The organism is Pantoea vagans (assembly GCF_001506165.1).
Lineage (GTDB): Bacteria > Pseudomonadota > Gammaproteobacteria > Enterobacterales > Enterobacteriaceae > Pantoea > Pantoea vagans_C.
Map to the genome: position 1 here is coordinate 3419991 of NZ_CP011427.1, position 25323 is coordinate 3445313.

Sequence of the window (25323 nt, forward strand, 5' to 3'; positions counted from 1 at the left end):
GGGTGGTCGCCATCAATGGCGACCCTGGATTATTTGCGCGGACTCCGTAGGGTCGCCAATTTTGGCGACCATTTTCAACGCCGCTTCAGTTCAACAGGATCATCACCATGACAATCCGCCGTTATCTTTGCTGTCTGCTGCTGCTCCTGCCTTGGCTGGCTCAGGCGGGCGATGGCGCTGACTTCGCTGCCGCCAGTCGCACCGAACAAGCCACGCTACTGCAAAAGTGGGCCGCTGCACCGCAGGCGAGCCGCGTGCCGCTGCTGCAGGCACTGCGCAACGAAAGCGTGGTCATTGACCAGGACAAACAGCCGTTCAGCCAACAGGCTAACACCTTCACCCCGCTAGACAGCGCGCAACACCCCAATGGTGACACCAAAAAGCTGTTTATGAACAACCGTCTGCGCGTGCTGATCGCCAGCGCCCTCGCCGCCCACCAGCTGGTGAGTGATGACCCGGCCCTGCGCCTGCGCGCCGCACAACAGTTACAAAACGACGGAGCCGCCGATCAGCTTCCGCTGATTGAACAACGCCTCGCCGTCGAAAAAGACGCACAGGTACATGCTGTATTAGCCATGGCCGCGGCCAACCTGCAACTGGCCAGCCCGGATGCCGCCGTGCGCCTCAAAGCAGTTACGCTACTTGGGGAATCCAGCGATCCCAATATGCAGGCTAGCCTCAATCGTTTAACGCAAGCCAGCAATGAGCCGGATGCCCAGGTACGCGCGGCAGCAACCGCCAGCCTGCAACAGATCAAACATCGGCTGATGTGGGGCGATCTGCTGGGCCAGGCCTTTACCGGTCTCTCTCTCGGCTCGATCCTGCTGCTGGCTGCTCTCGGTCTGGCGATCACCTACGGCCTGCTCGGCGTCATCAACATGGCGCACGGCGAGATGCTGATGCTGGGTGCCTATGCCACCTGGTTTGTGCAGAACCTGTTCCAGCAGTTCGCGCCACAGTGGCTGGCGTGGTATCCGCTGCTGGCCCTGCCGGTGGCATTCCTGGTCACTGCGGGCATCGGTATGCTGCTGGAGCGCACCATTATCCGTCACCTGTACGGCCGCCCACTGGAAACGCTGCTCGCCACCTGGGGCATCAGCCTGATGCTGATCCAACTGGTGCGCATGCTGTTCGGCGCGCAAAACCTCGAAGTGGCTAACCCAGGCTGGCTCTCTGGCGGCTTGCAGGTCCTGCCCAACCTGGTGCTGCCGTACAACCGTATCGCGGTGATCCTGTTCGTGTTTGCCGTGTTAGGCCTCACCTGGCTGCTGCTGAACAAAACGCGCTTGGGCCTCAGCGTGCGTGCCGTGACGCAAAACCGCGCCATGGCCGATTGCTGCGGCGTGCCCACCGGGCGCATCGATATGCTGGCATTCGGCCTCGGTTCTGGCATTGCAGGACTCGGCGGCGTGGCGTTATCGCAGTTGGGTAACGTCGGCCCCGAACTCGGCCAGGGCTACATCATCGACTCGTTCCTCGTGGTAGTGCTGGGTGGTGTCGGGCAACTGGCGGGCACCGTGGTGGCGGCCTTTGGCCTCGGCATTCTCAACAAAGTACTGGAACCGCAAATTGGTGCGGTGCTGGGTAAAATCCTCATCCTCGTGTTGATCGTGCTGTTTATTCAGAAACGTCCACAGGGCCTGTTTGCCTTTAAAGGGAGGGTCATCGACTAATGAGCCAACCCATCACCTTAACGCTGGCGCGCAAAGCGCCGCGCCTCAGCATCGGCCTCGGCATCGTGGTCACCGCGCTGCTGTTGATCATGCCGTTCTGCGCCTTGTTGCCCGCCACGCACCCGTTGGCGATCTCCACCTACACGCTGACGCTGGTGGGGAAAATTCTCTGCTATGCCACCGTCGCGGTAGCACTGGATTTGGTGTGGGGCTATGCCGGATTACTGTCGCTCGGGCACGGCCTGTTCTTCGCGTTGGGCGGCTATGCCATGGGCATGTACCTGATGCGTCAGGCCTCTGGCGAGGGCTTACCGGCGTTTATGTCATTCCTGTCGTGGAACGAGCTGCCGTGGTTCTGGGCCGGTACCCAGCACTTTGCCTGGGCGCTGTGTCTGATCATGCTGGTGCCCGGCTTGCTGGCGCTGGTGTTTGGCTTCTTCGCCTTCCGCTCAAAGATCAAAGGCGTTTACTTCTCGATCATGACGCAAGCGCTGACCTACGCGGGCATGCTGCTGTTCTTCCGCAATGAAACCGGCTTCGGTGGCAACAACGGCTTCACCGGCTTCACCACCCTGCTCGGCTTTAATGTCACCGCCACCGGCACCCGCATCGGACTGTTTATCGCCACCGTGCTGTTGCTGCTGATCAGTCTGGGGATTGGCTTCGCGCTGGCACGCAGCAAGTTTGGCCGTGTACTCACCGCAGTGCGTGATGCAGAAAACCGCCTGATGTTCGTCGGTTATGATCCTAAAGGATTCAAGCTGTTTGTCTGGACGCTCTCCGCCGTACTGTGCGGGCTGGCTGGCGCCCTGTATGTGCCGCAGGTGGGCATCATTAACCCCAGTGAAATGTCCCCCACCAACTCGATTGAGGCGGCCATTTGGGTGGCGCTGGGCGGTCGCGGTACCTTGATTGGCCCGCTGTTAGGTGCGGCGATTGTCAACGGAGCCAAAAGTTGGTTTACCGTTGCCTTCCCGGAATACTGGCTGTTCTTCCTCGGCCTGATGTTTATCCTCGTCACGCTGTTCCTGCCGCGTGGTGTGATTGGCCTGCTGCGCCGGAGGCGTGATGACTGAGCAACTGTTTACCCAACCCCATCCAGCAGACCGCCACCGCGATCAGAGCGATCCGGTGCTGCAGCTGGAGAAGATCAACGTCTCATTTGATGGCTTCCGCGCCCTGACCGATCTGTCACTGAAGATCGGCGTTGGCGAACTGCGCTGTGTGATCGGCCCCAACGGCGCGGGCAAAACCACCTTGATGGATGTGATCACCGGCAAAACCCGTCCTGATAACGGGCAAGTGATCTACGACCAGGACACCGATCTCACCAAAATGTCACCGGTGGAGATCGCGCGCGCTGGCATTGGCCGTAAGTTCCAGAAACCCACGGTGTTTGAAGCGTTAACGGTGTTTGAGAATCTGGAGATCGCGCTGAAAAATGATAAATCCGTGTGGGCCAGCTTGCGGGCAAAGCTCAATGGCGAGCAGCAAGACCGCATTGATGAAGTGCTGAAACTGCTGCGACTCGGAGGCGAACGCCAACGCAAGGCGGGTTTGCTGTCGCACGGCCAGAAGCAGTTTCTTGAAATCGGCATGCTGCTGGTGCAAGACCCCCATCTGCTGCTGCTCGACGAACCCGCAGCGGGCATGACCGATGCAGAAACTGAGTACACCGCCGAACTGTTTCGTAGCCTGGCAGGCAAGCACTCGCTGATGGTGGTCGAACACGATATGGGCTTTGTGGAAACTATCGCCGATCATGTCACGGTGTTGCATCAAGGCCAGGTGCTGGCGGAGGGATCGTTACGCGAAGTGCAGGCGGACGATCGCGTTATCGACGTTTATCTGGGGCGTTAAGATGCTACAAGTCTCCGAACTGAACCAATATTACGGCGGCAGCCACATTCTGCGCGGTCTCTCTTTTGAGGCTAAATCAGGCGAGATTACCTGCCTGCTGGGTCGCAACGGCGTGGGGAAAACCACACTGCTGAAGTGCCTGATGGGGTTGATCCCCGCGAAGTCCGGTGAAATTCGCTGGCAGGATAAAGTGATCAATAGCCGTAAACCGCATCAGCGCGTGCAGTCTGGGATCGCTTATGTGCCACAGGGGCGTGAAATTTTCCCGCGTCTGACGGTGGAAGAGAACCTGCTGATGGGGCTGGCTCGTTTTTCCGGATCGCAGGCCAAAACGGTGCCAGAGGAGATCTACCAACTGTTCCCGGTGCTACGAGAGATGAAAGCACGACGCGGCGGCGATCTTTCTGGCGGGCAACAACAACAGTTGGCGATCGGGCGTGCGCTGGCCTGTAAACCGCAGTTATTGATCCTCGATGAACCCACCGAAGGGATCCAACCGTCGGTGATCAAAGAGATCGGCGCGGTGATCCGCCAGTTAGCACAGCGCGGTGACATGGCGATCCTGCTGGTGGAGCAGTTTTACGATTTCGCCGCCGAGTTGGCCGACAGCTATCTGGTGATGTCGCGCGGGGAGATTGTACAACGTGGCGCAGGTGCCAATATGGAAGCCGAGGGCGTACGCGGGTTGGTGGCGATTTAATATATTGAAACGCGCGATGAATCGCGCCGCTACAGCCCAGTGCCGCAGCGGCGCCATTTATTACCAGAAATTAGTGCGCCGGTTTTGTATCCAGTTGGAACACGCTGATATTCTCCACCAGCGAGCCGACCTGTTGATTCAGCGCACGTGCTGACTGTGCTGATTGCTGTGACAGCGTGGCATTCTGCTGTGTCGCCGCATCCATATGCGTCACCGCCAGATTCACCTGCTCGATCCCCACGCTCTGTTCCGCGCTGGCTGCCGAGATATTTTCCATCAGCTCACACAACTGCTTCACGCTTTCGACAATCTCCTGCATTGACGATCCCGCCCCTTTAACCAGCGTGTTGCCCTGCGCAATCAGATTCACCGATCGATCGGTGAGGCCACGAATATCACGCGCGGCGGAGGCCGATCGCTGTGCCAGCGCCCGCACTTCTGAAGCCACCACGGCAAAGCCACGGCCATCGTTGCCAGCTCGGGCCGCCTCGACAGCAGCATTCAATGCCAGAATATTGGTCTGGAACGCGATGCCATCGATCACCGTGACGATCTCGTTGATCTCACGCGAGAACTGGTGAATTTCCCCCATCGCCACCACCACTTTTTCCACCACCTCACCGCCTTCTCCGGCGCGCTGGCGTGTATCCCGGGCGATGTCGCTGGCATGACGTGCATTCTCGGCGTTGTTTTTGACCACCGACGTCAACTGTTCCATGGAAGCCGCCGTCTCTTCCAGTGCGCTTGCCTGCGCTTCATTGCGCGCCGACAATTCACGGCTGCCATGCGCCACCTGATCGGTGGTATCCGCAATCGCTTCGGTGCCGGATCGCACACCAGTGACGATGCGCGTCAGGTTGTGGTTCATGTCGCGCAGTGCCGCCATCAGTTGCGCGGTTTCATCGCGTCCTGATACTTCAATTTGCGCACGCAGATCTCCAGCGGCCACGGTTTTTGCCACGTTGATCGCCTGCTTCAAAGGGCGGGTGATGCTTTGCACCAGCCAGGCGGTGATGCCGATACCCACCAGCAGAATACAGACCATGGCGATGAGCAGCAGCATGCGGGTTTTCTGGTAGTGGGCGAGGTTATTCGCCTCGATCTCCTGATGCATCTGCTGCGCGCGCTTCAGGGTGGCAGCCACCAGATCGTCGATTTGCTGCGTGGGTGCGCGGTCAATCCCTGTCACCAGATGGTCAACGCGGGTGGCGCTGCTACTGTCGCTGATGCGGTAGTTTTCCAGCGCCGCCAGATATTGGCTCTCCAGCCCTGCATGCACCTGGCGTGCCTGCTCAACTGGTGCATTAGGCAGCCCCAGCGCTGTCTGGATTTGACTTAACTTACTCAGCAGCGCCTGCGTTTGCTGGCTCTCTTTCAAAAACGCCTTTTTGTACTTATCGAAGGTCTCCTGCCCTTGCGTGCCGCGTAACAGGGTATTTTTCCACTCCTGCACTTGTATCTTGAACTGCACCTGCGCACTGCGCGCGGTGTCGATGCTGTCAGCAATCAAGACTTCACGTGCCATCACGTCTTGATTGTTTTCCAGCGCCTGCATATTGACTTGCAGTCCATGCAGTCCCATCAACAACGTTGCGAAAAGCAGCAGCGTGGCGAGAAACCCCAGCCGCTGGCCAATTTTAAACTGGTTGAGCTTCATAAATCTGAACCCTGGTAAAAAGAGAGGAGAACGACTGTGACGAATGTCGCAGGAGTTATCGTCCAACAGGGGGATGGGCTTTATACGATTGGCGAGGATATTGCGTGACAGTTTTATGACAGCACGCACGAGGACCGCCAGCCTCTGTGCGGTCCCAGACGGCGTTACCGCTGGGCCTTCATGCTTCAGGCCCCCCGCCGTCAAAAAAATTACAGAATTCCCGTCTCCACGCTAAAGTGGCGCTTCTCACCTGGAGCCAATTCAATCAGCGTGCCGGCACGCTGCGCCGCCTTAAATCCTTCCGGTCGGCAGGTGGAGGGCAGCACATAGGCCGCGACCTGCTGATCGTGGTTGTACAGCATCCAGCGCGTGGCATGCGGGAACTGGCGGCTATCGAAGCGGGTCATCAGTGCGAAGCCTTCCGGCGCATGCAACTCAAACTGCACTTCGTTGCCGTACTGCGGCAAATTATCGGCAAAGAACACAATCTCAGGATCGCACATTTCCGGCTGACCCAACTGCTGGAATGCTTGCGGATCGCGCGCCAGTTGATCGGTATAGGCGCTCCACTGCGGTGTCGGCTTCACATGGGCTGGAATCGACGTCCGTAACTGAAAGGCATCCTGTGGGATCGACTGCTTAAAGCGGCCATTTGCCAGCCAGGCGCTGTTCAGATGACACATATACTGTAGCGGCATCGGTGCTCCCGCCAGATTGGTGACGTTCATTTCAATCTGCAGGCGCGGCGTGTCGGCATGCAACCGCACCGCCGGAGAGGCTAAGTAGTGATGGCCAAAACCTTTCACATACTCAGTTTCGCCTTCCAACGACACACGATCCTGCTCCAGCACGATCCATGCGCTGTCCATGCGGGCGCAGGCCATTTCACCGTGCAGCGGATGGTCATCCTCCGGGGCCGGGCAACCGTTGGCCAGCAAACCCGAATGAAAGGCAAAACAGCCATAGGTATCGATAATCGAGCTGCCGAGCAGCGGCTGTTTGAAACTGTGCCCCATGGTCAGCGAGTGGCCATCAAAGCTGGCATCCCACACCATCTGCCCGTAAAACGGCAGCACAATCACCGTACCGCGCAGGTTGCTGATGCGTACCGCTTCAACACCCGCCGGATAGCGGAATAACTCGACGTGGAAAGTCGCATTGTGCAGCAGCGTGCTGGGCGTTTCATGGAACTGCTCCCGGCGCAACGGTAAACGGGTTTTCATGGCATCTCCTCCACTAAACGGCCTGCCTGAATCGCCTGGTTTTTATGGCGCAGCTCGCCCCAGAAGTAGAAGCCGACCCACGCGAAACACAGCAGCGAAACGCCGAACGCCAACTGCATCGATCCCAGATGATCGGAAACAAAGCCCTGAATGGCCGGAATAAAGGCGGCACCCACAATCGACATCACGATGAAAGCACCCGCGACTTCCGTGTACTTGTTATCCACCGTAGCCAACGTGCCGGCATAGATGGTGGCCCAGCATGGTCCGAACAGCACGCTCACAAATACCGCCGCGTACACCGCAGTAAAGTTGGGGACAAACATCACCCACGCGAGGGTGATGACACCGAGGACTGAGTAGGCAATCAGCACTTTCTCTGCACGGAAGCGCGTCATCAGGAAGTTAGCGACAAACTTACCAATGAAGAAACAGATAAAGCTGTAAATCATAAAGTTAGAGGCATGACGTTCGTTGGTCGCCCCCAGCGTCAAGGCCAGACGAATGGTAAAGGACCAGACGGCTACCTGCATCCCGACATACAGGAACTGCGCGACGATACCGCGCTTAAAGTGACGATTCCCCGCCAGATAGCGGAAGGTCTCACCCAGTGAAGGCAGCGACTTTTCGCTCGACTGAGGTTTGCAGCGGGGATAGCGAGTGAACAGGAACAGCAACATCACCACCACTAACACCATCACCAGATATTTATAAGGTTCCAATGTATGTTCCAGCATGCTGAGACGGAAAGCATGCGCCTGCTCCGCGTTCATGCCCGCCATTTGCGCATGCAGGCTTTCACCGTCCTGGAACACCAGATACTTGCCCAACACGATGCCCATCAGCGCGCCAATCGGATAGAACGTCTGGCTGATATTGAGACGCAGCGTGGCGTGATCGCGATGCCCAATCATTGAGCTGTAGGTATTAGCTGCGGTTTCGAGGAAGCTTAAGCCAATGGCGATGGCGAAAATCGCCGCAAGGAACATGGTGTAAGTGGCCATGTGCGAGGCGGGATAAAACAGCACGCAACCCACAATGTAGAGCACAAGACCCATCAGGATCGCCAGCTTGTAAGTGGCTTTGCGGATCACCAAAGAAGCCGGGATCGCAATCAGAAAATAGCCGCCGTAAAACGCACTCTGCACCAGTGCGCTGGCAAAGTCGCTCAACGCGAACACGCTTTTGAACTGGGTGATCAGGATGTCGTTCAGGCTCGCAGCACAGCCCCACAACGGGAACAGGCACGAGAGCAAAATGAACTGAAACAGCGGCGTCTTATTCAGATAGCCGTCAGGTTGCTGAACAATGTTCGGTTGCATAGCTCGACCTCAGTGTACGTTGAGAAAACGCTGGAAGGTTTCCGCGTCAGGATAGGAACGCTGCGTACCGCGACCGGTCACGCTGCAAGCGGCGTAGGCCGAGGCTTGCGCCATCGCCGCCGCGACATCACCGCTGTTCACCAGGACATGCGCAAAGCAGCCGATAAAGGCATCACCTGCACCGCTGGTGTCCACTGCCTTCACTGGCGTGGGGGCCACATGGTGCAGAGTGTCACCCGCCATCCATAGTGAACCGCGCCCTCCGAGGGTAATAATCAGGTTTTTCAGACCGCGCTTAAGCAGCGTCTGCCCTGCCCGTTTCACCTCATCATCAGTGCCCACCGGCATGCCCGTGAGGATCTCCAGTTCGGTTTCATTGGGCATAAAGAAGTCGCACTTGCAGGCATATTCAATATCGAGATTCGCCACCGCTGGTGCCGGGTTAAGGATCACTTTGATATCGTGCTGGCGCGCAAAATCGATGGCGTAATAGACGGTTTCCAGCGGGATTTCTAACTGCAGGATGATCAGCTTGCAGGCTTTCAGCGCCTCAGCGGCCTCATCGATGTCGGCTGGTTTGAGCAGCTGATTGGCACCCTTGATAATCAAAATGCGATTCTGTGATTGATCATCAACGAAGATGGGCGCCACGCCGCTGGACGTTCCCGCTGCGGTGGTCACATATTGGGTATCCACGCCCTGCTGTTTGAGGTTCGCCACAGTGTTAGGCGCAAACAGATCGTCGCCCACTTTGCTCACCATCATCACGCGACCGCCCATTTTCGCTGCTGCCACCGCCTGATTTGCCCCTTTCCCTCCGCAGCCGATAGCGAAATCGGGAGCTTCCAGCGTCTCCCCGGCTTTCGGTAGCTGATTGGTGTAGGTAATAAGGTCCACCATATTTGACCCAATAACCGCGATATCCATTGTTAACTCCCCGGTGAATTTTTAACCTTATAATGTTATTAAATTAACAATAACAGTTAAATTAAGGTTGTAATGTGACAAAATTCACACCTCAACATCATCAACAAAAGCGATATAACGCCACAGATTACCGAGCGAGAGTGTTATTATTCTAACAATGTAACATCATCGTGTTGCAGAGATAGCGTTAAGCGAAACGGCCATCACGGACCGGAGAGAGAGGTTTGCGGGCCGATCCCATTACAGGTAATATTGAAAATCGGTGTGCTGAATGTGTCGCAAATTATTAAAATTTTTATCATTTATCGTGATTTCACCTTCAGCATCCTCGACCTCAGCCTACTCAATTAATAGAGATCATCATGGAAACCCGGCGCGACGAACGAATTCACAAGCTGGCACAGGCGCTGAAGCGTACCGACAAGCTGCACCTGAAAGATGCGGCTCAATTGCTGGGTGTATCAGAGATGACGATTCGCCGCGATCTGACGGAACCGGCTTCGGCGGTCGTACTGTTGGGGGGGTATATTGTCAGCGATCCGAAAAGCCACGCCGGACACTATTTTATCTCCGACCAACACAGCCAAAACGCCGCACGTAAACAACGTCTGGCGCAGGTGGCGGCAAGTTTGATCAGCGAAAACGATACGGTGTTTTTTGACTGCGGTACCACCTTGCCCTACATCGTGGATGCTATCCCGGACGCCTTGCCCTTCACCGCGATTTGCTGCGCCATGAATACCTTTCTCGCGCTGAAAGAGAAACCGGCCTGTAATGTGATCCTGAGCGGCGGAGAGTTTCATGCCGATAACGCGCTGTTCACGCCGATCGGTGCCCACTCGATCCTCGACGATCTCTGCCCCACGCTGGCCTTTATCTCGGCAGCGGGCATCGATCAGGAACAGGGCGCAACCTGCTATAACATCAATGAATTAGCCATGAAGCATCACGCCATGTTACGGGCGCGCACCCGTGTGTTGGTGGCCGATAGCAGCAAATTTGGCAAAGTACTGCCCGCCCGCATCGGTGAGCTGCGTCGTTTTGATCTGCTGGTGAGTGACAGTGCGCCAGAAGCGGCGCTGAAAAACTGGCTGGCGCAACAGAATATCCCACTGCGCCTACCTTGAGATCAGGCTTTACGATCGATCACCGCGTCGCCATCGCGCAGACGGCGCAGGTTATCGCAGATCCCTTTGATGTTGCCTGCCAGGGAAATGTCCGTCACGCCACCAATGTGCGGGGTGGCGATCACGTTATAGCGGAACACCGGATCCTGCGGATCGGGCGGCTCCTGCCAGAACACATCCACCCCGGCCCCAGCTAATTTTTTGCTCTCCAGCGCCGCCAGAAATGCCTGTTTCTCTATCAACCCACCGCGTCCGAGATTAACCAGGAAACTGTCCTGTTTCATCTGCGCCAGCGCATCCGCGTTGATGATGTTATGAGTATCGGCGTTGTCTGGCAGGCTGAGCACCACAAAGTCCGCCTGCTGCAGCAGTTCCGGTAGCTGCGACATTGTGCCGAGCCAGTCGAGCTGATGCTGACGCGCAAAGGCTTCATCCGCCTCGCGTTTTACGCCAATCATACGCATACCAAACGGGGCAAGGCGCTTCGCCAGCGCTTTGCCGATGCCACCTAATCCCACCAGCCCGACGGTTTTGCCCATCAGTCCCAATCCAATTGGCTGTCCGAGCCTCTGCTGTGCAAGGCAATCGGCAATCTCATGCTGGCGACGCGCCAGCCCAATCATCATCCAGATACCCAGCTCCGCCACTGAATCGGCATTGCCTGAATTATCGGAAGGGACATTCGCCACCATAATGCCGGCTTGCTTTGCCGCCGCAAGATCAACACCTTCCAGCCCGACGCCCGCCTGCTGAATCAGCTTTAGTCGATCGGCAGTGGCGATTAACCGTGCATCCACACGACACATGCCGGGGATCAGCGCATCGAAACCGGCCAGGCTCTCCGCCGCATGGCCCGCCGAGGCGATAAATTCCATATCAGGTAACGTCTGGCGGATCGCGGGAATCAATCCACCCCAGGCATGTTCATCTGCTGCAATCAGCACTTTCATCGAACTCCCTCCGTTTTCAGGCAAAAAAGCAGCATAGCGACTGTTGAGTGAGAATCAATCAGTTATCGGCTCTGTTACCCCACTCCAGAAGATTCAACGCCATGCGGCTGTGATTGCCGGGTGAAAACGGCTAAACTTCACCATCTGAAGTTCCACCATTCACAGACCAGAGGCTCATTACAACGTGGCTCAATTCGTCTATAGCATGCATCGCGTCGGCAAAGTGGTTCCGCCGAAGCGTCACATCCTGAAGAACATCTCTCTTAGCTTCTTCCCTGGCGCCAAAATCGGTGTACTCGGCCTGAATGGCGCGGGTAAATCCACCCTGCTGCGCATCATGGCCGGTATCGATACCGATATCGAAGGGGAAGCACGCCCACAACCGGGCATCAAAGTGGGCTATCTGCCACAGGAACCGAAACTTAACCCAGAGCACACCGTGCGTGAATCTGTGGAAGAAGCGGTTTCTGAAGTGGTTGGGGCGCTGAAACGTCTTGATGAAGTGTACGCCCTGTACGCTGATCCGGACGCGGATTTCGACAAGCTGGCGGCAGAACAGGGTCGTCTGGAAGAAGTGATCCAGGCACACGATGGCCACAACCTCGACACCCAGCTGAACCGTGCTGCTGATGCGATGCGTCTGCCAGACTGGGATGCCAAAATTGGCAACCTGTCCGGTGGTGAGCGCCGCCGCGTCGCGCTGTGCCGCCTGCTGCTGGAAAAACCAGACATGCTGCTGCTGGATGAACCGACTAACCACCTGGATGCAGAATCCGTGGCCTGGCTGGAACGCTTCCTGCACGACTTCGAAGGCACCGTGGTAGCGATTACGCACGACCGTTACTTCCTGGATAACGTTGCAGGCTGGATTCTGGAGCTGGACCGCGGTGAAGGTATTCCGTGGGAAGGTAACTACTCCTCCTGGCTGGAGCAGAAAGATCAGCGTCTGGCGCAGGAAGCCTCTTCTGAAGCGGCGCGTCGCAAGTCGATTGAGAAAGAGCTGGAGTGGGTTCGTCAGGGCGCGAAAGGCCGTCAGTCTAAGGGCAAGGCCCGTCTGGCGCGCTTCGAAGAGCTGAACAACACCGAATACCAGAAACGTAACGAAACCAACGAACTGTTCATTCCACCTGGTGCGCGCCTTGGCGATAAAGTGCTGGAAGTGACCAACCTGAACAAATCGTATGGCGATCGTGTCCTGATTGATGACCTGAGCTTCTCTGTGCCGAAGGGTGCAATTGTTGGCATCATCGGTCCAAACGGTGCGGGTAAATCCACGCTGTTCCGCATGATGTCCGGTCAGGAACAGCCAGATTCCGGTACCATCGAGCTGGGCGAAACCGTCAAGCTGGCGTCAGTGGATCAGTTCCGTGACGCCATGGACAATTCGAAAACCGTGTTCGAGGAAGTCTCGGGCGGTCAGGACATTATGCGTGTCGGCAACGTTGAGATGCCAAGCCGCGCCTATGTCGGTCGCTTCAACTTCAAAGGTACCGATCAGGGCAAACGTGTTGGCGAACTGTCTGGTGGTGAGCGTGGTCGTCTGCACCTCGCGAAACTACTGCAGGTCGGCGGCAACCTGTTGCTGCTCGATGAACCGACCAACGACCTGGACATCGAAACCCTGCGCGCGCTGGAAAACGCCCTGTTGGAATTCCCAGGCTGTGCCATGGTGATCTCGCATGACCGTTGGTTCCTTGACCGTATCGCCACGCACATCATCGATTATCAGGATGAAGGCAAAGTGGAGTTCTTCGAAGGTAACTTTACCGAATACGAAGAGTACAAGAAACGCACCCTCGGCGCTGACGCGCTGGAGCCAAAGCGTATCAAGTACAAGCGTATGGCGAAGTAATGGTTATGATGTGAAAAAGGCGCCGATTGGCGCCTTTTTTATGGCTGTGAAGATCATCCCCCCAGCATCTGTTTCACCAACTCAACGCAGCGCAGGAAGCGTGCATCGTAGTCATCCTCTTTGACGTGGACGAACTCAATGTTGTTTTCACGCAGCATGGTGACCAGCATCGACTGAAACTCACGGCGATCCATTGAGCTGCCGAGGCTACGCAAGCCATCCGCCACCCAAGGCACATTGTTCTCCAGCAGAATCACCAGATCGAAACGATACTCATCAATCAGCGCCTGCACGAACGGATGCTCACGCCCTTCATACTTCAGGCAAAACGCCTGGGTGGTGATGAAGTCGGTATCAATAAACGCGACTTTGCTGGCGTATTTCACCGCGAAATCGATGTACTGCGCCTGCCCCAGTGCGATTTTGTCGTAGTCGGAGTATTGCAGCGCCATCTCATCCCCACCCAAGTGTGAGAAGACATAATCACGGCCATACTCCCAGGCACTGGTGGTATTAAAGATATTCGCCAGCTTGTTCACCAGCGTCGATTTGCCGCTGGATTCCCCACCAAGGATCGCCACGGTGCGCACAAAGAACGGCTTCACTTCGGTGGGGATGTACTCCCAGTAACGGAACGGATCCTGACGAATCTGCCCGCCGCTGATGTTCATAAAGGATCGGTTAGGATCCACCACCACGGTAGGAATGCCGAGGTGCTGCTGATACATCGCCGCGTCAGGCTCTTCACTGGTATAGATGCAATCGGGTTCAATCCCCTGTTCTGACAGGAATTTTTTCACCCCTTCACTCCACACATCCCAGCCATGCGGATAGGGTTCGATCCCCTCTTCATCAAAGGAGTGAATACGGATATTTTTCTGGTATTTGAAGGTCTGTAGCAGCCAGCGCAGACGGTCGCTGATGGTTGGCTGCTGCGACATGGCGCTGTTTTCAAACAGTTCACGATCGCGCGGATCGTCATGGCCCATGATGATGTGCAACTCATCGACCTGGCTACAGGCGCGCTGAATCAAATAGATATGCCCGGTGTGCAGCGGGTAGAACTTACCGAACACCACGCCGACGGTTTTGTCACGGCGTGGGAATTCCAGTCCGAGAAAACGGTGCAGTGCTTCCAGCTTCTGCGCGCTCGGGCTTTTAATTTTGGCATTCAGCAACTGGCTTAAGTAGCCTTTGGTCATCCCGCTGGCATCTGCAACCTGCTGCAGCGTATGGCCCTGCTGGCGTATGGCTGTTTTCAGGTAGTCGAATGATGACATTTGGTGCCTCCTGCGTGGAAAAAAATGGGGTGTGGTGCGCGTTGGCCCTCACCCCGGCCCTCTCCCGCAAGCGGGCGAGGGAGAAATCTGTGCATCTTGCAAAAGCGTGACTCTGAATGCGAGCTCACAGCCCCTGCTTTCGGTTCCCTCTCCCTGTGGGAGAGGGTTAGGGTGAGGGCATCAGACCACTTTACAGCTCATCCAATATCGCCAGCGCATCCGCCAGCTTCTTGGCGCTGTACACCTTCATGCCATCAATGGTCTTCTTCGGCGCATTCCCTGCCGGCACAATCGCACGTTTGAAGCCGTGCTTGGCCGCTTCAGAAATACGCTCCTGACCGCTCGGCACCGGGCGGATCTCACCGGCTAACCCCACCTCGCCGAAGATCACGAGATCCTGTGGCAGCGGGCGATCGCGCAGGCTCGACACCATTGCCAGCAACAACGCCAGGTCAGCACTGGTTTCCGTGACTTTTACGCCACCCACCACGTTGACGAACACATCCTGGTCCGCCATCTGCAAGCCGCCATGACGGTGCAACACCGCCAGCAAGATCGCCAGACGGTTCTGTTCCAGACCCACAGCAACACGGCGCGGGTTGCCCATCATCGAATGGTCCACCAGCGCCTGGATCTCCACCAGCAACGGACGCGATCCTTCCCACACCACCATCACCGAACTGCCGGACGTCACTTCGTCACCGCGCGACAGGAAAATAGCTGACGGGTTACTGATTTCACGCATGCCCTGCTCGGTCATGGCGAACACGCCTAACTCGTTCACCGCACCAAAGCGGTTTTTATGGCTGCGCAGGGTGCGGAAGCGAGAATCGGCATCACCATCCAGCAGCACCGAACAGTCGATACAGTGCTCCAGCACTTTCGGACCGGCCAGCGAGCCATCCTTGGTGACGTGCCCCACCATCACAATGGCCACGCCGCGCGTTTTGGCGAAGCGCGTCAGGTATGCCGCGGTTTCACGCACCTGCGCGACGCTGCCCGGCGAAGACTGGATATCCGCCATATGCATCACCTGGATTGAGTCGATCACCATCAGCTTTGGCTGCTCTTGCTCGGCGATCAGACAGATCTGCTCGATGCTGGTTTCCGACAACATATTCAGGTTTTCGGTGGGTAATCCCAGACGATGGGCACGCATTGCCACCTGTTGCAGTGATTCTTCACCGGTGACGTACAGGGTTTTCATCCCTTCTGCCAGCTTACACATCACCTGCAGCAACAAGGTGGATTTACCGGCACCGGGATTACCACCAATCAAAATCGCACTGCCCGGCACCACGCCGCCACCGAGTACGCGGTCGAACTCTTTAAAACTGGTGGAGAAACGCGGCAAGGCTTCAAGGCTGATTTCTGACAGCTTCTGCACCCGACTGGCACCGGCATTCCCGGCATAGCCCGTCAGACGGTCGTTGCGCGCAGCCGCGGGCGAGGCGGCAATGCGCACCTCGGTGATGGTGTTCCACGCCTGGCAGGCGCTGCATTGCCCCTGCCAGCGCGGATAATCAGCGCCACATTCGTTACAAACGAAGGCGCGTTTTGCCGCTTTGGCCAAATCAAATCCTCTGTTAACGCTCTTCGTGAATCAGGCTGCCGGTCAGGATGCAGAATACACCCATCAAATCGGCATGGCGGATGATGATCGACGCCTGCTCATTCACTTTCGGTTTAGCATGGTAAGCAATACCCAGACCCGCCGCTTTAATCATCGGCAGATCGTTCGCGCCGTCGCCAATCGCCACGGTTTGCTCTGGGGCGATCTCATAACGTTCGGCGAGATTTTTCAGGGTATCGGCTTTAAATTGGGCATCCACAATCTGCCCCAGCACTTCGCCGGTCAGCTTGCCATCGCGCATTTCCAGCTCATTAGCCACCGCTGCCGTCAGGTGCAGCGTCTGGCGCAGATAATCGGCATAGTAGGTAAAGCCGCCTGAAGCAATCGCCACCTGCCAGCCCAGCGCCTGCAGTTTCTGCACCAGCGTGGTCAGGCCCGGCATCAGCGGCAGCGTGTCACGCACCTGCTTGAGGATGTTGGCATCAGCACCCGCCAGTTTCGCCACGCGTTCACGCAGGCTGGCTTTGAAGTCCAGTTCGCCACGCATCGCGCGTTCGGTGACTTCCGAAACCTGCTCGCCGCAGCCCGCCAGTTTAGCGATCTCATCAATGCATTCGATCTCAATGGCGGTCGAATCCATGTCCATCACCAGTAACCCAGGGGTTTTCAGATGCGGGATTTTGCCGAGCGGTGCCACATCAAAACCGGCATCATGCGCCAGTTTAGCGGCACGCGGTGTCAGTGAACCGGCCAGACGAATCACCTGATATTCATCGACGTTCCACGCGCTGACGATCACCATCGCCGCACCCAGCAGATGCTGATAATCGGTCAGTTTTTGTTTATCGAGCCCACGCCCATACAGCAACCAGCCAGTTCGACCGGCACGGTAATCCAGCGGCATCACTTCATCACCGCTGAGGGAAAGGGGTAGACCCGGCCAAAGTGAAACATCGGCGGGCAGATCGCACCAGGTAAGACGATTTGGCATTACAGCTCCTGTAGGGACAACAAAACCACGCAAGAGGCTACCTTGTCTGCGCGGGTTCTGGCAACATAATTGCCAGCCTTTCTGCTGTTACGTCACACGGGTTCCTGATGGTTAAAACCGCACTGAAATTTCGCCTGCATCGCACGGTGATTGTTCTTATCTCGCTGGCCCTGTTAGTGGTGCTGATGCAAGGGGCATCCTGGTTCAGTCTCGGCCATCAAATGGCGCGCTCTGAACAGGTGGAAGAACTGGCGCACACCTTGACACGTCAGGTGGCGTTTAGCCTGAAACCACTGATGGACAACAGCGACGATAACCGCACGCAGATCGAAGCTATCCTGGATCAGATGACGGATAACAGCCGCATTTTGGATGCCTCAGTGTATGCCGATGATGGCAGTCTGGTGGCCCACAGCGGCGAAAGCATTAACGTGCGCGATCGTCTGGCGCTGGACGGCAAACGTGCCGGTAGCTATTTCAATCATCAAATTGTGCAGCCGCTGGAAGGCAAAGAGGGACCACAAGGTTTCCTGCGCGTCACCCTCGATACCCACGTACTGGTCACCGAATCGCGCCAGGTGGATAACACCACCAACATCCTGCGCCTGATGATGCTGCTGGCGCTGGCGATTGGCATCATCCTGACCCGTACCTTGCTGCGTGATCGCCGCACCCGTTGGCAGCAGTCGCCGTTCTTGCTCACCGCCAGCCGCGCAGTGAAAGAGGACAAAGAGGAAGAAGAAGCGGTCGCAACCGCTGAGAATGAAAAAAAGAGTTAAGCCATTTTGTTCAGCGTTGCAGCTAACGCAGTTAACTGCTGCAAGGCATGTGCAGCAATTTGCCGAAAATCGAGGCTGAACTGTTCATCACTTTCAATTGCCTGCCAGTAGGTTTTTGCCATTGCGCTGGCAGCGCGCCATACTTCAGCGGACAACGAGAAATCCAACGTCAGTTTGACTTCCATACGCATGTGCCCCTGCGAATTGGGCGCCAGAGCCATCGGCAGCATGTCGTAAGCTGGAGTCAGGCTAAAAGGCTCATGCCCGGTGAAGAACGACAAATTACCTGCATGCATATCGCTATTGGCAATAAGGCGACCAAATGCCCATTGCAAGGTGCCACGATGTTGCGACTCATCGTCAATACGACGTTGCTGATGTAACTCTCGAAGCGCATCAGGCCAGTGCTGTGGGTGGCCGATAAATTCCGCACTGACCGCTTCCAGTGAAGCCATCTCGTGCCGACCGCGCTCACCCGTACGGTCAAAACGCTGCACTTCGAGAAAAAGCTGATCTTCACTTTCAATTAACTGGCTATCTGCCGCGGCCAGGCCACCGGCATTTAAATGCCGTAGTGCCAGATGCTCAGCGCGCACTAAATCACGCCATCGTTGAGCATTATCGCCTTGCCGTGAGGCAGTGAATTTCACCAGGCAGTGGCGGGCGCCGTTTGGAGTATCAGCAAAGCAGAGAAATTTGGGATGTTCCCCCCCTGCTGACGATCCTGGCTCGTCACCGCTCAACGCATGCTGCGCCAGCTGCGGATAGCGATTAACTTTCTCCACTTCGCGAATGGGTTGCGGAGACGCCTGCAGCAACCAGCGTTGGTAAGGGCGCTCACCGATGAGAAACGCACCCGGCATATCGATTCCACCGTTTGCCAGCGCCATTAAGCACTGCTCATCACTCCATAACCGAATGTCATCATTTAATCCCAGCTGTGCTGCATGTTCTATGCCCCATTGACGACCAATAAATCCCTGCGGTCGCAAGTCCTGTAAGAACCAGGGTAAACCATCATAGAAATGACCGCGTTCATGCTGGTCAAGATACAGGCAACTGCCTTGTGGCCATGTCGGCAACAGATAACCGGCTGACATGGCCTGCCCTTGAGCGGAAATGCAGTAGAGCGGAAATTGATTTTCACCCTGAATCGGACGAAGCAAAGCATAACGAGTGGCGCGTGCCCGGCCCCATTTAATGATGTGCGGCTGTTGCCGCAACTGACGCGATAATGTCGCCTGGCTCACGCCCGACCGTTGTAGCAGCTCGGCGGCACTCAGCGGTCCTGCTAGCAAGAAGTTCTGCAAATCCACCATAACCATCATCTCATGAATAGATTCATGAATAGATTTATGCATAGATACTTTCAAAAAAAAAGCCCGCACGGCGGGCTTTTTACGATAAATGCACATCAACAGTGAATAGATACTTTTAGCTATTAGTCAGCAACGCCTGCAGTTCCGCCAGGTTTTTGACCTGCCAGGTTGGCGTGATGTGTTCCGGCAGCGGGCGTGTGCCGTGATCGATCCAGCAGGTTTTCACTCCCGCGTTCATGCCACCCAGAACGTCGGATTCTGGCGTATCGCCCACCATCAGCACGCGGCTACGATCTGGGTTGCCGAGTAACTGCAATGTATGATCGAAAATCGCCACATCGGGCTTGGGTACACCGACCTGCTCCGAAATGATCAATTCATCAAAGAAGTCACGGAAACCGGTGCGTTCCAGGCGTGCCTGCTGCAACGCGGTAAAGCCATTGGTGATGATGGCGATTTTCACCTTGCCTTTCAGCGTGTTCAGTAACTCGGCAGCCCCTTCAAGCGGCAAGCAGATCTCCGCCATGGCTCCGAGAAAATCACTGTTCAGCACTTCTGGTGCCACGCTGAGTTTCTCACCCCATAGCGTGAAGCGGCGAGTCTGTAGCTGTAAGGCTGAAATGGTGCCGTTTTGGTAATCCACCCACAGCGGTTTATTGATCGCCTGGTAATCCGCGTAATCCTGGTCGCTGAACTGCACGTCATAACGGGCGAACATGCGTTGCAAACCGGCATAGGCGTCAAAATGAAAAAGTGTGTCGTCTGCATCGAACAGGATGCATTCCCAGTCGTTTAGCATAATGTCCCTTTTTACAGCGTTAGCGCCATGATGATGGCATCTTCACGCCCATTGGCGGTGGGATAATAGTTGGGCCTGATACTGACCTGATGAAAATCGAGCAGTTCGTACAGTGCAATCGCCGGATGATTCGAGGCCCGCACTTCCAGCCACAGCGTCATCACTTCGCGCGCTTCCAGCTCAGCAATCAAATGCTGTAACAGCTGGCGTGCATAACCGCGGCGCTGAAAATCGGGATCGACGGCGATATTGAACAACGAGGCTTCATCCAGCACCACTTGGGTGATGGCGAATCCCGCCAGTTTACCCTCGGCTTCGAGGCGAAAATTAACAAAACGTTCGCCCTGATTGCTGGCAAAAGTTTGCTCGCTCCATGGGAAAGCGTGGCTACGGCGTTCAATGGCCAGCAGTAGCGGCTGGTCTTCAGGGGTGACTAAAGAGATGGTTGTCATGGTTACACATCTGTTGCCACAGGGCGCGTTTTGCCGCACCGCTGCTGATCAATTCGTTGAAAACGGCAGTGGTAAAGGTGATGCCGTTAAAGGGATGTTCGCTCTCCACGCCCATTAGCCAGCCGGCACAATCGACCTGCTCGGGCAGCATGGGCAGCTGTTCTGGCGTCAGCGTCATGACCTGAGCAGGCTGGATGTTCAGCACGCGCAGCACGTCGCGAATCAGCGGTTCTTGCAACTCAGGAGCCTGTTCAGTCACCATCACCAAACGTGTACCCGGCGTCAGCGTGACAGCAATTTCGCCCTGTAGCACGCGTGGACGCCGCAATTGGTACTGCGTAATCCCCATTTGCTGTAGGAGCCAGTCGCGTCTTGTACTCATGCTGTTACCCGTTATGCTGCCAGAATGCGACGCTATGCTAGCAAACCCATCGAACATGCGCCAACAATGCACAATACCCAAAATAATTCGAGTCCCCTCATGGGGCCTACTCTTGGTTCAGGAAGGAGGGGAAAGGAGTGAGTCCGATGAGCTTACTTTAGGTAAGTGATTCGGTGAGCGAGAGTCGCCAACGCACCTGTAACTTGAAGTATGACGTGTATATAATCGCTGCTCTGATTTAACAGGAGTGTTCCATGTCTGCTTTTACCCCGGCCAGCGAAGTCATTCTGCGCCACAGTGATGAATTTACCACCCGCCATGTGCTTTTTGCTGGCGACCTGCAGGATGACCTGCCTGCCCAGCTGGAAACGGCCTCTACACGTGTGCATACCCAGCAGTACCATCACTGGCAGAACCTGAGCCGTCGCCTCGGTGAACGAGCGGTTTACAGCATGGTAGCGACTGCTGATGATGTCGCTGGCTGCGATACGCTGGTTTATTACTGGACGAAAAACAAGCCCGAAGCGCAGTTCCAGTTGCAGAACTTGCTGTCATTACTGCCTGTTGGCTGCGATATTTTTGTCATCGGCGAAAACCGCGCCGGTGTGCGCAGCGCAGAAGGCATGCTGGAAGCGTGGGCAACGCTGGAGAAAGTCGATAGCGCTCGCCGCTGCGGACTGTATCATGGTCGTCTGGATAAGCAGCCAAGCTTCGATGCCAGCAGCTATGGCAACACTTACATGATTGAGCATCTCACTATCCATACGCTCCCTGGCGTGTTCAGCCGCGATGGTCTGGATATCGGCAGCGATCTGCTGCTCTCGACGCTGGAACCGCATGCACGCGGTAAAGTGCTGGATATCGGTTGCGGAAGCGGCGTGCTGGCGACAGTACTGGCACAGATCTCACCGCGCGTGCGCCTGTGGTTATGTGATGTTCATGCAGCAGCGATTGAAGCCAGTAAACTCACACTGGCTGCTAACGAGTTAGAGGGTGAAGTCTTCGCCAGTAACGTCTTCTCGGATGTCACCGGTCGTTTCGATATGATCATCTCCAACCCGCCGTTCCACGATGGCCTGCAAACCAGTCTGGACGCGGCCAACACGCTGATTCGCGGTGCACTGAAGCATCTGAACAGCGGCGGCGAACTGCGTATCGTCGCCAACGCCTTCCTGCCCTATCCGCAGATTCTGGATGAAACCTTTGGTAACCACGAAGTGCTGGCCCAAACCGGACGCTTTAAGGTGTACCGCGCGGTATACGGTCGTGGTGCCAAAACGCGTTAATGGCGCGATTGCATCAGCGCGACGGTGAAAACGTTGTTTTTTGCAGCAATCGTTTCATCGTCGCGAAATATGTATTGACGCAATGAGTAAAATCTCTAGAATGCGCCTCCGTGGTTAGCAATACTTTAGGGTGTTGCACGGTACGCGATGGTGGCGGAATTGGTAGACGCGCTAGCTTCAGGTGTTAGTGTTCTTACGGACGTGAGGGTTCAAGTCCCTCCCTTCGCACCAATAATCACAAAGTTTATATCATAGCACTGAGCGATGGTGGCGGAATTGGTAGACGCGCTAGCTTCAGGTGTTAGTGTTCTTACGGACGTGAGGGTTCAAGTCCCTCCCTTCGCACCAATGCGATGGTATAAACAAAAAAAGACAACACAATGCGATGGTGGCGGAATTGGTAGACGCGCTAGCTTCAGGTGTTAGTGTTCTTACGGACGTGAGGGTTCAAGTCCCTCCCTTCGCACCACGTTGTCTTACTTATCTGGCAGTAAAATCCCCTATTTAGAAAATGAAAATATCACGCCTTTGCGTGATGTTGTCGTTTCTGCCGTTCAGCAAACGGCATTAGATGATATGGAAGTTCACCGTGATGGCAGCCGCGCCGCCCGCCAGTGCCAGACAAGAAGGCAGCAGTAAATAGTGACGTAAACGATGGTGGAACAGCATGACCACCGTGAGCAGCAGCGCAACAATCATTACCACGCGCCACTGACTAAAGCTCGGTTCCCACAACGCAAAAATCGGCAGTGCCGCACACGGCAGTAACACACCCCAGCCACTGTCCAGGCGTTTACCCATCATCCAGCTCACACCCCATAAGCCGCAGGCGGCCATCATCGCCATGATCATCGCGCAACCCTCAAATGATAAATATTCGTATTATCATATGACAACATTTCTCATCTTGCAGCGATTTTTTTTAGCTAAGTGACGTTGGATGACAGATTTACTGAAAAATGCTAAATTGCCGCCGATAACATTTTCAATAACACAACAATAACGTGCTCACTATCCGGTTTGCGGGATTAATTCCCTCGGGTAGCGCTTTGATATTTCAGGGCTGTCACGAGTAATAATAATGAAATTACAATCTTATGATGAGTTGAAACACAGCAAATATCGGCTTTCGCTGATGCTTTTTTTGTTTTTAAATGTCGCCGTTTCGCTTTTTTGCCTGTTACCTTTTTTAGGCACAGATAGCCCGGTAAGTTCGCTGCCAGTGGGGTTGGTCGCCGCTTTTAGCCTGACATTACTGACAATCTGTTTAGTGATGCCAAAACAAAAATTACCGCTATTAAATCCTGTCGCCCTGATATTAGGTGCGCTGTGGGCCTGGCATATTAACCATAGATATCATCAGGTTTTTTATTTCGATGGCAGCTTTTTAATAATCAGCTTGTTAAGCGTGTTCTTTGTCAGTGCGATTGCGCTGAGTGATTATTTGATTGCATTCTGTTTACACATTACGCCGCCAGTATTAACTGTGCTGTTATTAGATGATGGCCAGCATTTAGTGATGATCATATTCACTATTGCCCTGCCATTAATCGGTTTCTCATTGCACCATTTAATGCGCCGCCGCTTTGATACGTTTACGCGACGCCTGGTGAGCCAACTGTATGAGGAAAAAGAGAGTTTCAGCGATTTGAGTATGCTGGACCCGCTGACGGGCCTCTACAACCGCCGCGGACTCAAGAATCGACTGGATACCATCATGGAAAACCATGCGGGTAGTCATTATGTGTTGTTGCTGGATATCGATCACTTCAAAGCCTATAACGACAACTATGGCCATGCGATGGGCGACCAGGCCCTGGCGCGCGTCTCCGTTGCCATTCGTGATGCGGTGCGTTCCCGTGATGTGGTGACACGTTACGGTGGGGAAGAGTTTCTGGTGTTGATGACCAACGTCAATGCCTCGATTGCGATGAAACTGGCAGAGCGGATACGTCAGTACGTGGTGGATTTAGAGATCCCCCACCGCTTTAACGAAAAGGTCTCTACCCATGTCACCATCAGTGCGGGCATCGCCCCGATTTTCGCTGAAGATTTTGATCAGGCGGTGTCGAATGCAGATCGTGCACTGTACGTGGCAAAAAATCAGGGCCGAAACACTATTCTGGCGTGGGAAGATTTGCCGAAACTGAGTTCGGTGAGCAGCGAGTTACAGTAAAATCAGACATATAACGAAGCAGCGCGATTTATCGCGCTGTTTTTTTATGCGTACGAAACCCGGCGGGTTAAATGCCAACGTTACGGTGGTTGTGCTGATGACACCTTGTCCATTAATCTGGTAACGATTATCATTTGTTTCTCGATTCCCGTTATCACTCAGGACCGGCATGCCGATTATCACGCATCAGGATCATCGCTACAGCGAGCATCCCCTGATCTTTATGCAGAGCGACCGCACTTTAGCGAGCGCGCTGGAAGATCTGATGCGCGATCAACGCAGCTACATGCTGGATAACGTGAAGCTTGGACAACCCGCCCCGGCCGGAACTTTGACGCTCGCCGAATGGTCGAAACCCGTGCATTATCGCCGCCTGACCCAGCGCTACAGCGATTACCTGTATCGCAATCACCCTGATGTGCAGCAGGAAGCCAAGCCGCTGCAATCACTGTGGGCGCAGTGGTATTTTGGATTGCTGCTCTCACCACTGATGCTGATGCTACTGCAGGAACCACGGGCACTGAGCTGCGCGCCACATCTGATTCATGTTGAGTTCCATGAGAATGGTCACCCTTGCGCCTTCTGGATTGATGTGCAGGAAGACAGCGAGGCTCGCTACCTCAGCGCACAGCAGCGTATCGATCGCCTGATCCAGCAATGTCTGATACCCGCCGTCAACGGCATGACGCAGCACGGTGATATCAATGCGAAACTCATCTGGAACAACATGGGTTTCTCATTTTACTGGTTCCTGGGTGAGCTGAAAAACCAACTGCCTGAGCACGTTATTGCGCAGTTGCAACAGGCGCTGTTCTTTACCCAGACACTCTTAGATGGCAGTGACAACCCACTGTACCGCACCATGATCCCGCGCAACGGTGAAATGGAACGTCGTAGTTGCTGCCAGCGCTATCGTATTCCTGATGTTGAACGTTGTGGTAACTGCACGTTAAAAGTGGTTTAACCTCCGCGCATTCTGTTACAGATTCTCTTTT

23 protein-coding genes and 3 tRNA genes are annotated in these 25323 nt (G+C 55.3%); 13 read left to right on the plus strand and 13 right to left on the minus strand.

All coding sequences use genetic code 11. From position 1 onward, the window contains the following. The first annotated feature begins 107 nt into the window (after positions 1-107). From urtB to urtE, 4 genes are read left to right on the plus strand one after another with little or no spacing between them, the layout of a single operon-like run. On the plus strand, positions 108-1673 hold the full coding sequence (gene urtB, locus LK04_RS15890) for an urea ABC transporter permease subunit UrtB (protein WP_039329497.1): 1566 nt from the start codon (positions 108-110) through the stop codon (positions 1671-1673). Continuing rightward, entirely contained in the window at positions 1673-2749 is a 1077-nt protein-coding gene (gene urtC, locus LK04_RS15895) for an urea ABC transporter permease subunit UrtC (RefSeq protein ID WP_039329499.1), read from the plus strand. The genes urtB and urtC overlap by 1 nt, the downstream gene beginning before the upstream one ends. Beyond that, entirely contained in the window at positions 2742-3533 is a 792-nt protein-coding gene (urtD, locus tag LK04_RS15900) for an urea ABC transporter ATP-binding protein UrtD (protein ID WP_039329501.1), read from the plus strand. Before urtC ends, urtD begins: the two co-directional genes overlap by 8 nt. Before the next feature lies 1 nt (position 3534). Next, positions 3535-4233 (plus strand): urea ABC transporter ATP-binding subunit UrtE, encoded by a 699-nt coding sequence (gene urtE, locus LK04_RS15905; RefSeq protein ID WP_039329503.1) that lies wholly within the window; start codon positions 3535-3537, stop codon positions 4231-4233. 70 nt (positions 4234-4303) lie between these two features. Here the strand turns inward: urtE and LK04_RS15910 are convergent, their stop codons facing one another. The 4 genes from LK04_RS15910 to rbsK all read right to left on the minus strand — a co-directional run bounded on the left by LK04_RS15910 (position 4304) and on the right by rbsK (position 9362). Further along, a complete protein-coding gene (locus tag LK04_RS15910) occupies positions 4304-5890 on the minus strand; it encodes a methyl-accepting chemotaxis protein (protein WP_039329505.1) in 1587 nt (528 codons plus the stop codon). Between the two features lie 209 nt (positions 5891-6099). After that, positions 6100-7113, minus strand: a complete 1014-nt coding sequence (locus tag LK04_RS15915) for an aldose 1-epimerase family protein (RefSeq protein WP_039329507.1) — start codon at positions 7111-7113, stop codon at positions 6100-6102. Continuing rightward, positions 7110-8435 carry an L-fucose:H+ symporter permease gene (fucP, locus tag LK04_RS15920; protein ID WP_039329509.1) on the minus strand — a complete coding sequence of 442 codons (1326 nt, stop codon included), beginning with the start codon at positions 8433-8435 and terminating at the stop codon, positions 7110-7112. Before fucP ends, LK04_RS15915 begins: the two co-directional genes overlap by 4 nt. Positions 8436-8444: 9 nt before the next feature. Further along, the gene (gene rbsK, locus LK04_RS15925) at positions 8445-9362 is read right to left on the minus strand and encodes a ribokinase (protein WP_039329511.1); all 918 of its coding nucleotides are present in this window, start codon (positions 9360-9362) and stop codon (positions 8445-8447) included. A gap of 362 nt (positions 9363-9724) precedes the next feature. Here rbsK and deoR point away from each other — a divergent pair, with 362 nt between their 5' ends. Continuing rightward, on the plus strand, positions 9725-10489 hold the full coding sequence (deoR, locus tag LK04_RS15930; RefSeq protein WP_039329513.1) for a DNA-binding transcriptional repressor DeoR: 765 nt from the start codon (positions 9725-9727) through the stop codon (positions 10487-10489). 2 nt (positions 10490-10491) lie between these two features. Here the strand turns inward: deoR and LK04_RS15935 are convergent, their stop codons facing one another. Next, on the minus strand, positions 10492-11439 hold the full coding sequence (locus tag LK04_RS15935) for a 2-hydroxyacid dehydrogenase (protein WP_039329515.1): 948 nt from the start codon (positions 11437-11439) through the stop codon (positions 10492-10494). 184 nt (positions 11440-11623) lie between these two features. Here LK04_RS15935 and ettA point away from each other — a divergent pair, with 184 nt between their 5' ends. Then, positions 11624-13291, plus strand: coding sequence for an energy-dependent translational throttle protein EttA (gene ettA / locus LK04_RS15940; protein ID WP_071885751.1), 1668 nt, complete (start codon positions 11624-11626; stop codon positions 13289-13291). A gap of 53 nt (positions 13292-13344) precedes the next feature. On the opposite strand, the gene nadR is transcribed toward ettA, so the two are convergent. The 3 genes from nadR to serB all read right to left on the minus strand — a co-directional run bounded on the left by nadR (position 13345) and on the right by serB (position 17135). Continuing rightward, on the minus strand, positions 13345-14571 hold the full coding sequence (nadR, locus tag LK04_RS15945; RefSeq protein ID WP_039329519.1) for a multifunctional transcriptional regulator/nicotinamide-nucleotide adenylyltransferase/ribosylnicotinamide kinase NadR: 1227 nt from the start codon (positions 14569-14571) through the stop codon (positions 13345-13347). A 190-nt stretch (positions 14572-14761) separates the two neighbouring features. Further along, positions 14762-16144, minus strand: coding sequence for a DNA repair protein RadA (gene radA, locus LK04_RS15950; protein WP_039329521.1), 1383 nt, complete (start codon positions 16142-16144; stop codon positions 14762-14764). 13 nt (positions 16145-16157) lie between these two features. Then, the gene (gene serB, locus LK04_RS15955) at positions 16158-17135 is read right to left on the minus strand and encodes a phosphoserine phosphatase (protein ID WP_039329523.1); all 978 of its coding nucleotides are present in this window, start codon (positions 17133-17135) and stop codon (positions 16158-16160) included. A 107-nt stretch (positions 17136-17242) separates the two neighbouring features. On the opposite strand from serB, the gene LK04_RS15960 reads away from it, so the two are divergent. Further along, positions 17243-17914, plus strand: coding sequence for a YtjB family periplasmic protein (locus LK04_RS15960; RefSeq protein ID WP_039329525.1), 672 nt, complete (start codon positions 17243-17245; stop codon positions 17912-17914). Here the strand turns inward: LK04_RS15960 and yjjJ are convergent. The 4 genes from yjjJ to LK04_RS15980 form a co-directional block, all read right to left on the minus strand. After that, the gene (yjjJ, locus tag LK04_RS15965) at positions 17911-19233 is read right to left on the minus strand and encodes a type II toxin-antitoxin system HipA family toxin YjjJ (protein ID WP_039329586.1); all 1323 of its coding nucleotides are present in this window, start codon (positions 19231-19233) and stop codon (positions 17911-17913) included. The genes LK04_RS15960 and yjjJ overlap by 4 nt on opposite strands. 115 nt (positions 19234-19348) lie before the next feature. Then, positions 19349-20032, minus strand: coding sequence for a pyrimidine 5'-nucleotidase (gene yjjG / locus LK04_RS15970; protein ID WP_039329526.1), 684 nt, complete (start codon positions 20030-20032; stop codon positions 19349-19351). Positions 20033-20043: 11 nt separating this feature from the next. Next, a complete protein-coding gene (gene rimI, locus LK04_RS15975) occupies positions 20044-20484 on the minus strand; it encodes a ribosomal protein S18-alanine N-acetyltransferase (protein ID WP_039329528.1) in 441 nt (146 codons plus the stop codon). Further along, complete coding sequence (locus LK04_RS15980) at positions 20456-20866, minus strand: DNA polymerase III subunit psi (protein ID WP_039329530.1); 411 nt, start codon at positions 20864-20866, stop codon at positions 20456-20458. The genes rimI and LK04_RS15980 overlap by 29 nt, the downstream gene beginning before the upstream one ends. Positions 20867-21120: 254 nt before the next feature. Between LK04_RS15980 and rsmC the strand changes: the two genes are divergently transcribed. The 4 genes from rsmC (at position 21121) to LK04_RS16000 (ending at position 22621) form a co-directional block, all read left to right on the plus strand. Next, complete coding sequence (gene rsmC / locus LK04_RS15985; protein ID WP_039329532.1) at positions 21121-22152, plus strand: 16S rRNA (guanine(1207)-N(2))-methyltransferase RsmC; 1032 nt, start codon at positions 21121-21123, stop codon at positions 22150-22152. Between the two features lie 144 nt (positions 22153-22296). Further along, a tRNA-Leu gene (locus tag LK04_RS15990) sits at positions 22297-22383 on the plus strand. A gap of 30 nt (positions 22384-22413) precedes the next feature. After that, positions 22414-22500, plus strand: a tRNA-Leu gene (locus tag LK04_RS15995). A 34-nt stretch (positions 22501-22534) separates the two neighbouring features. Next, a tRNA-Leu gene (locus LK04_RS16000) sits at positions 22535-22621 on the plus strand. A 98-nt stretch (positions 22622-22719) separates the two neighbouring features. On the opposite strand, the gene LK04_RS16005 is transcribed toward LK04_RS16000, so the two are convergent. Beyond that, positions 22720-23004, minus strand: a complete 285-nt coding sequence (locus LK04_RS16005) for a DUF1435 domain-containing protein (RefSeq protein WP_039329534.1) — start codon at positions 23002-23004, stop codon at positions 22720-22722. A gap of 229 nt (positions 23005-23233) precedes the next feature. On the opposite strand from LK04_RS16005, the gene LK04_RS16010 reads away from it, so the two are divergent. Both LK04_RS16010 and fhuF read left to right on the plus strand, forming a co-directional pair. After that, positions 23234-24328, plus strand: coding sequence for a GGDEF domain-containing protein (locus LK04_RS16010; protein ID WP_039329536.1), 1095 nt, complete (start codon positions 23234-23236; stop codon positions 24326-24328). Between the two features lie 169 nt (positions 24329-24497). Continuing rightward, a complete protein-coding gene (fhuF, locus tag LK04_RS16020; protein WP_039329539.1) occupies positions 24498-25292 on the plus strand; it encodes a siderophore-iron reductase FhuF in 795 nt (264 codons plus the stop codon). Positions 25293-25323 lie beyond the last annotated feature (31 nt).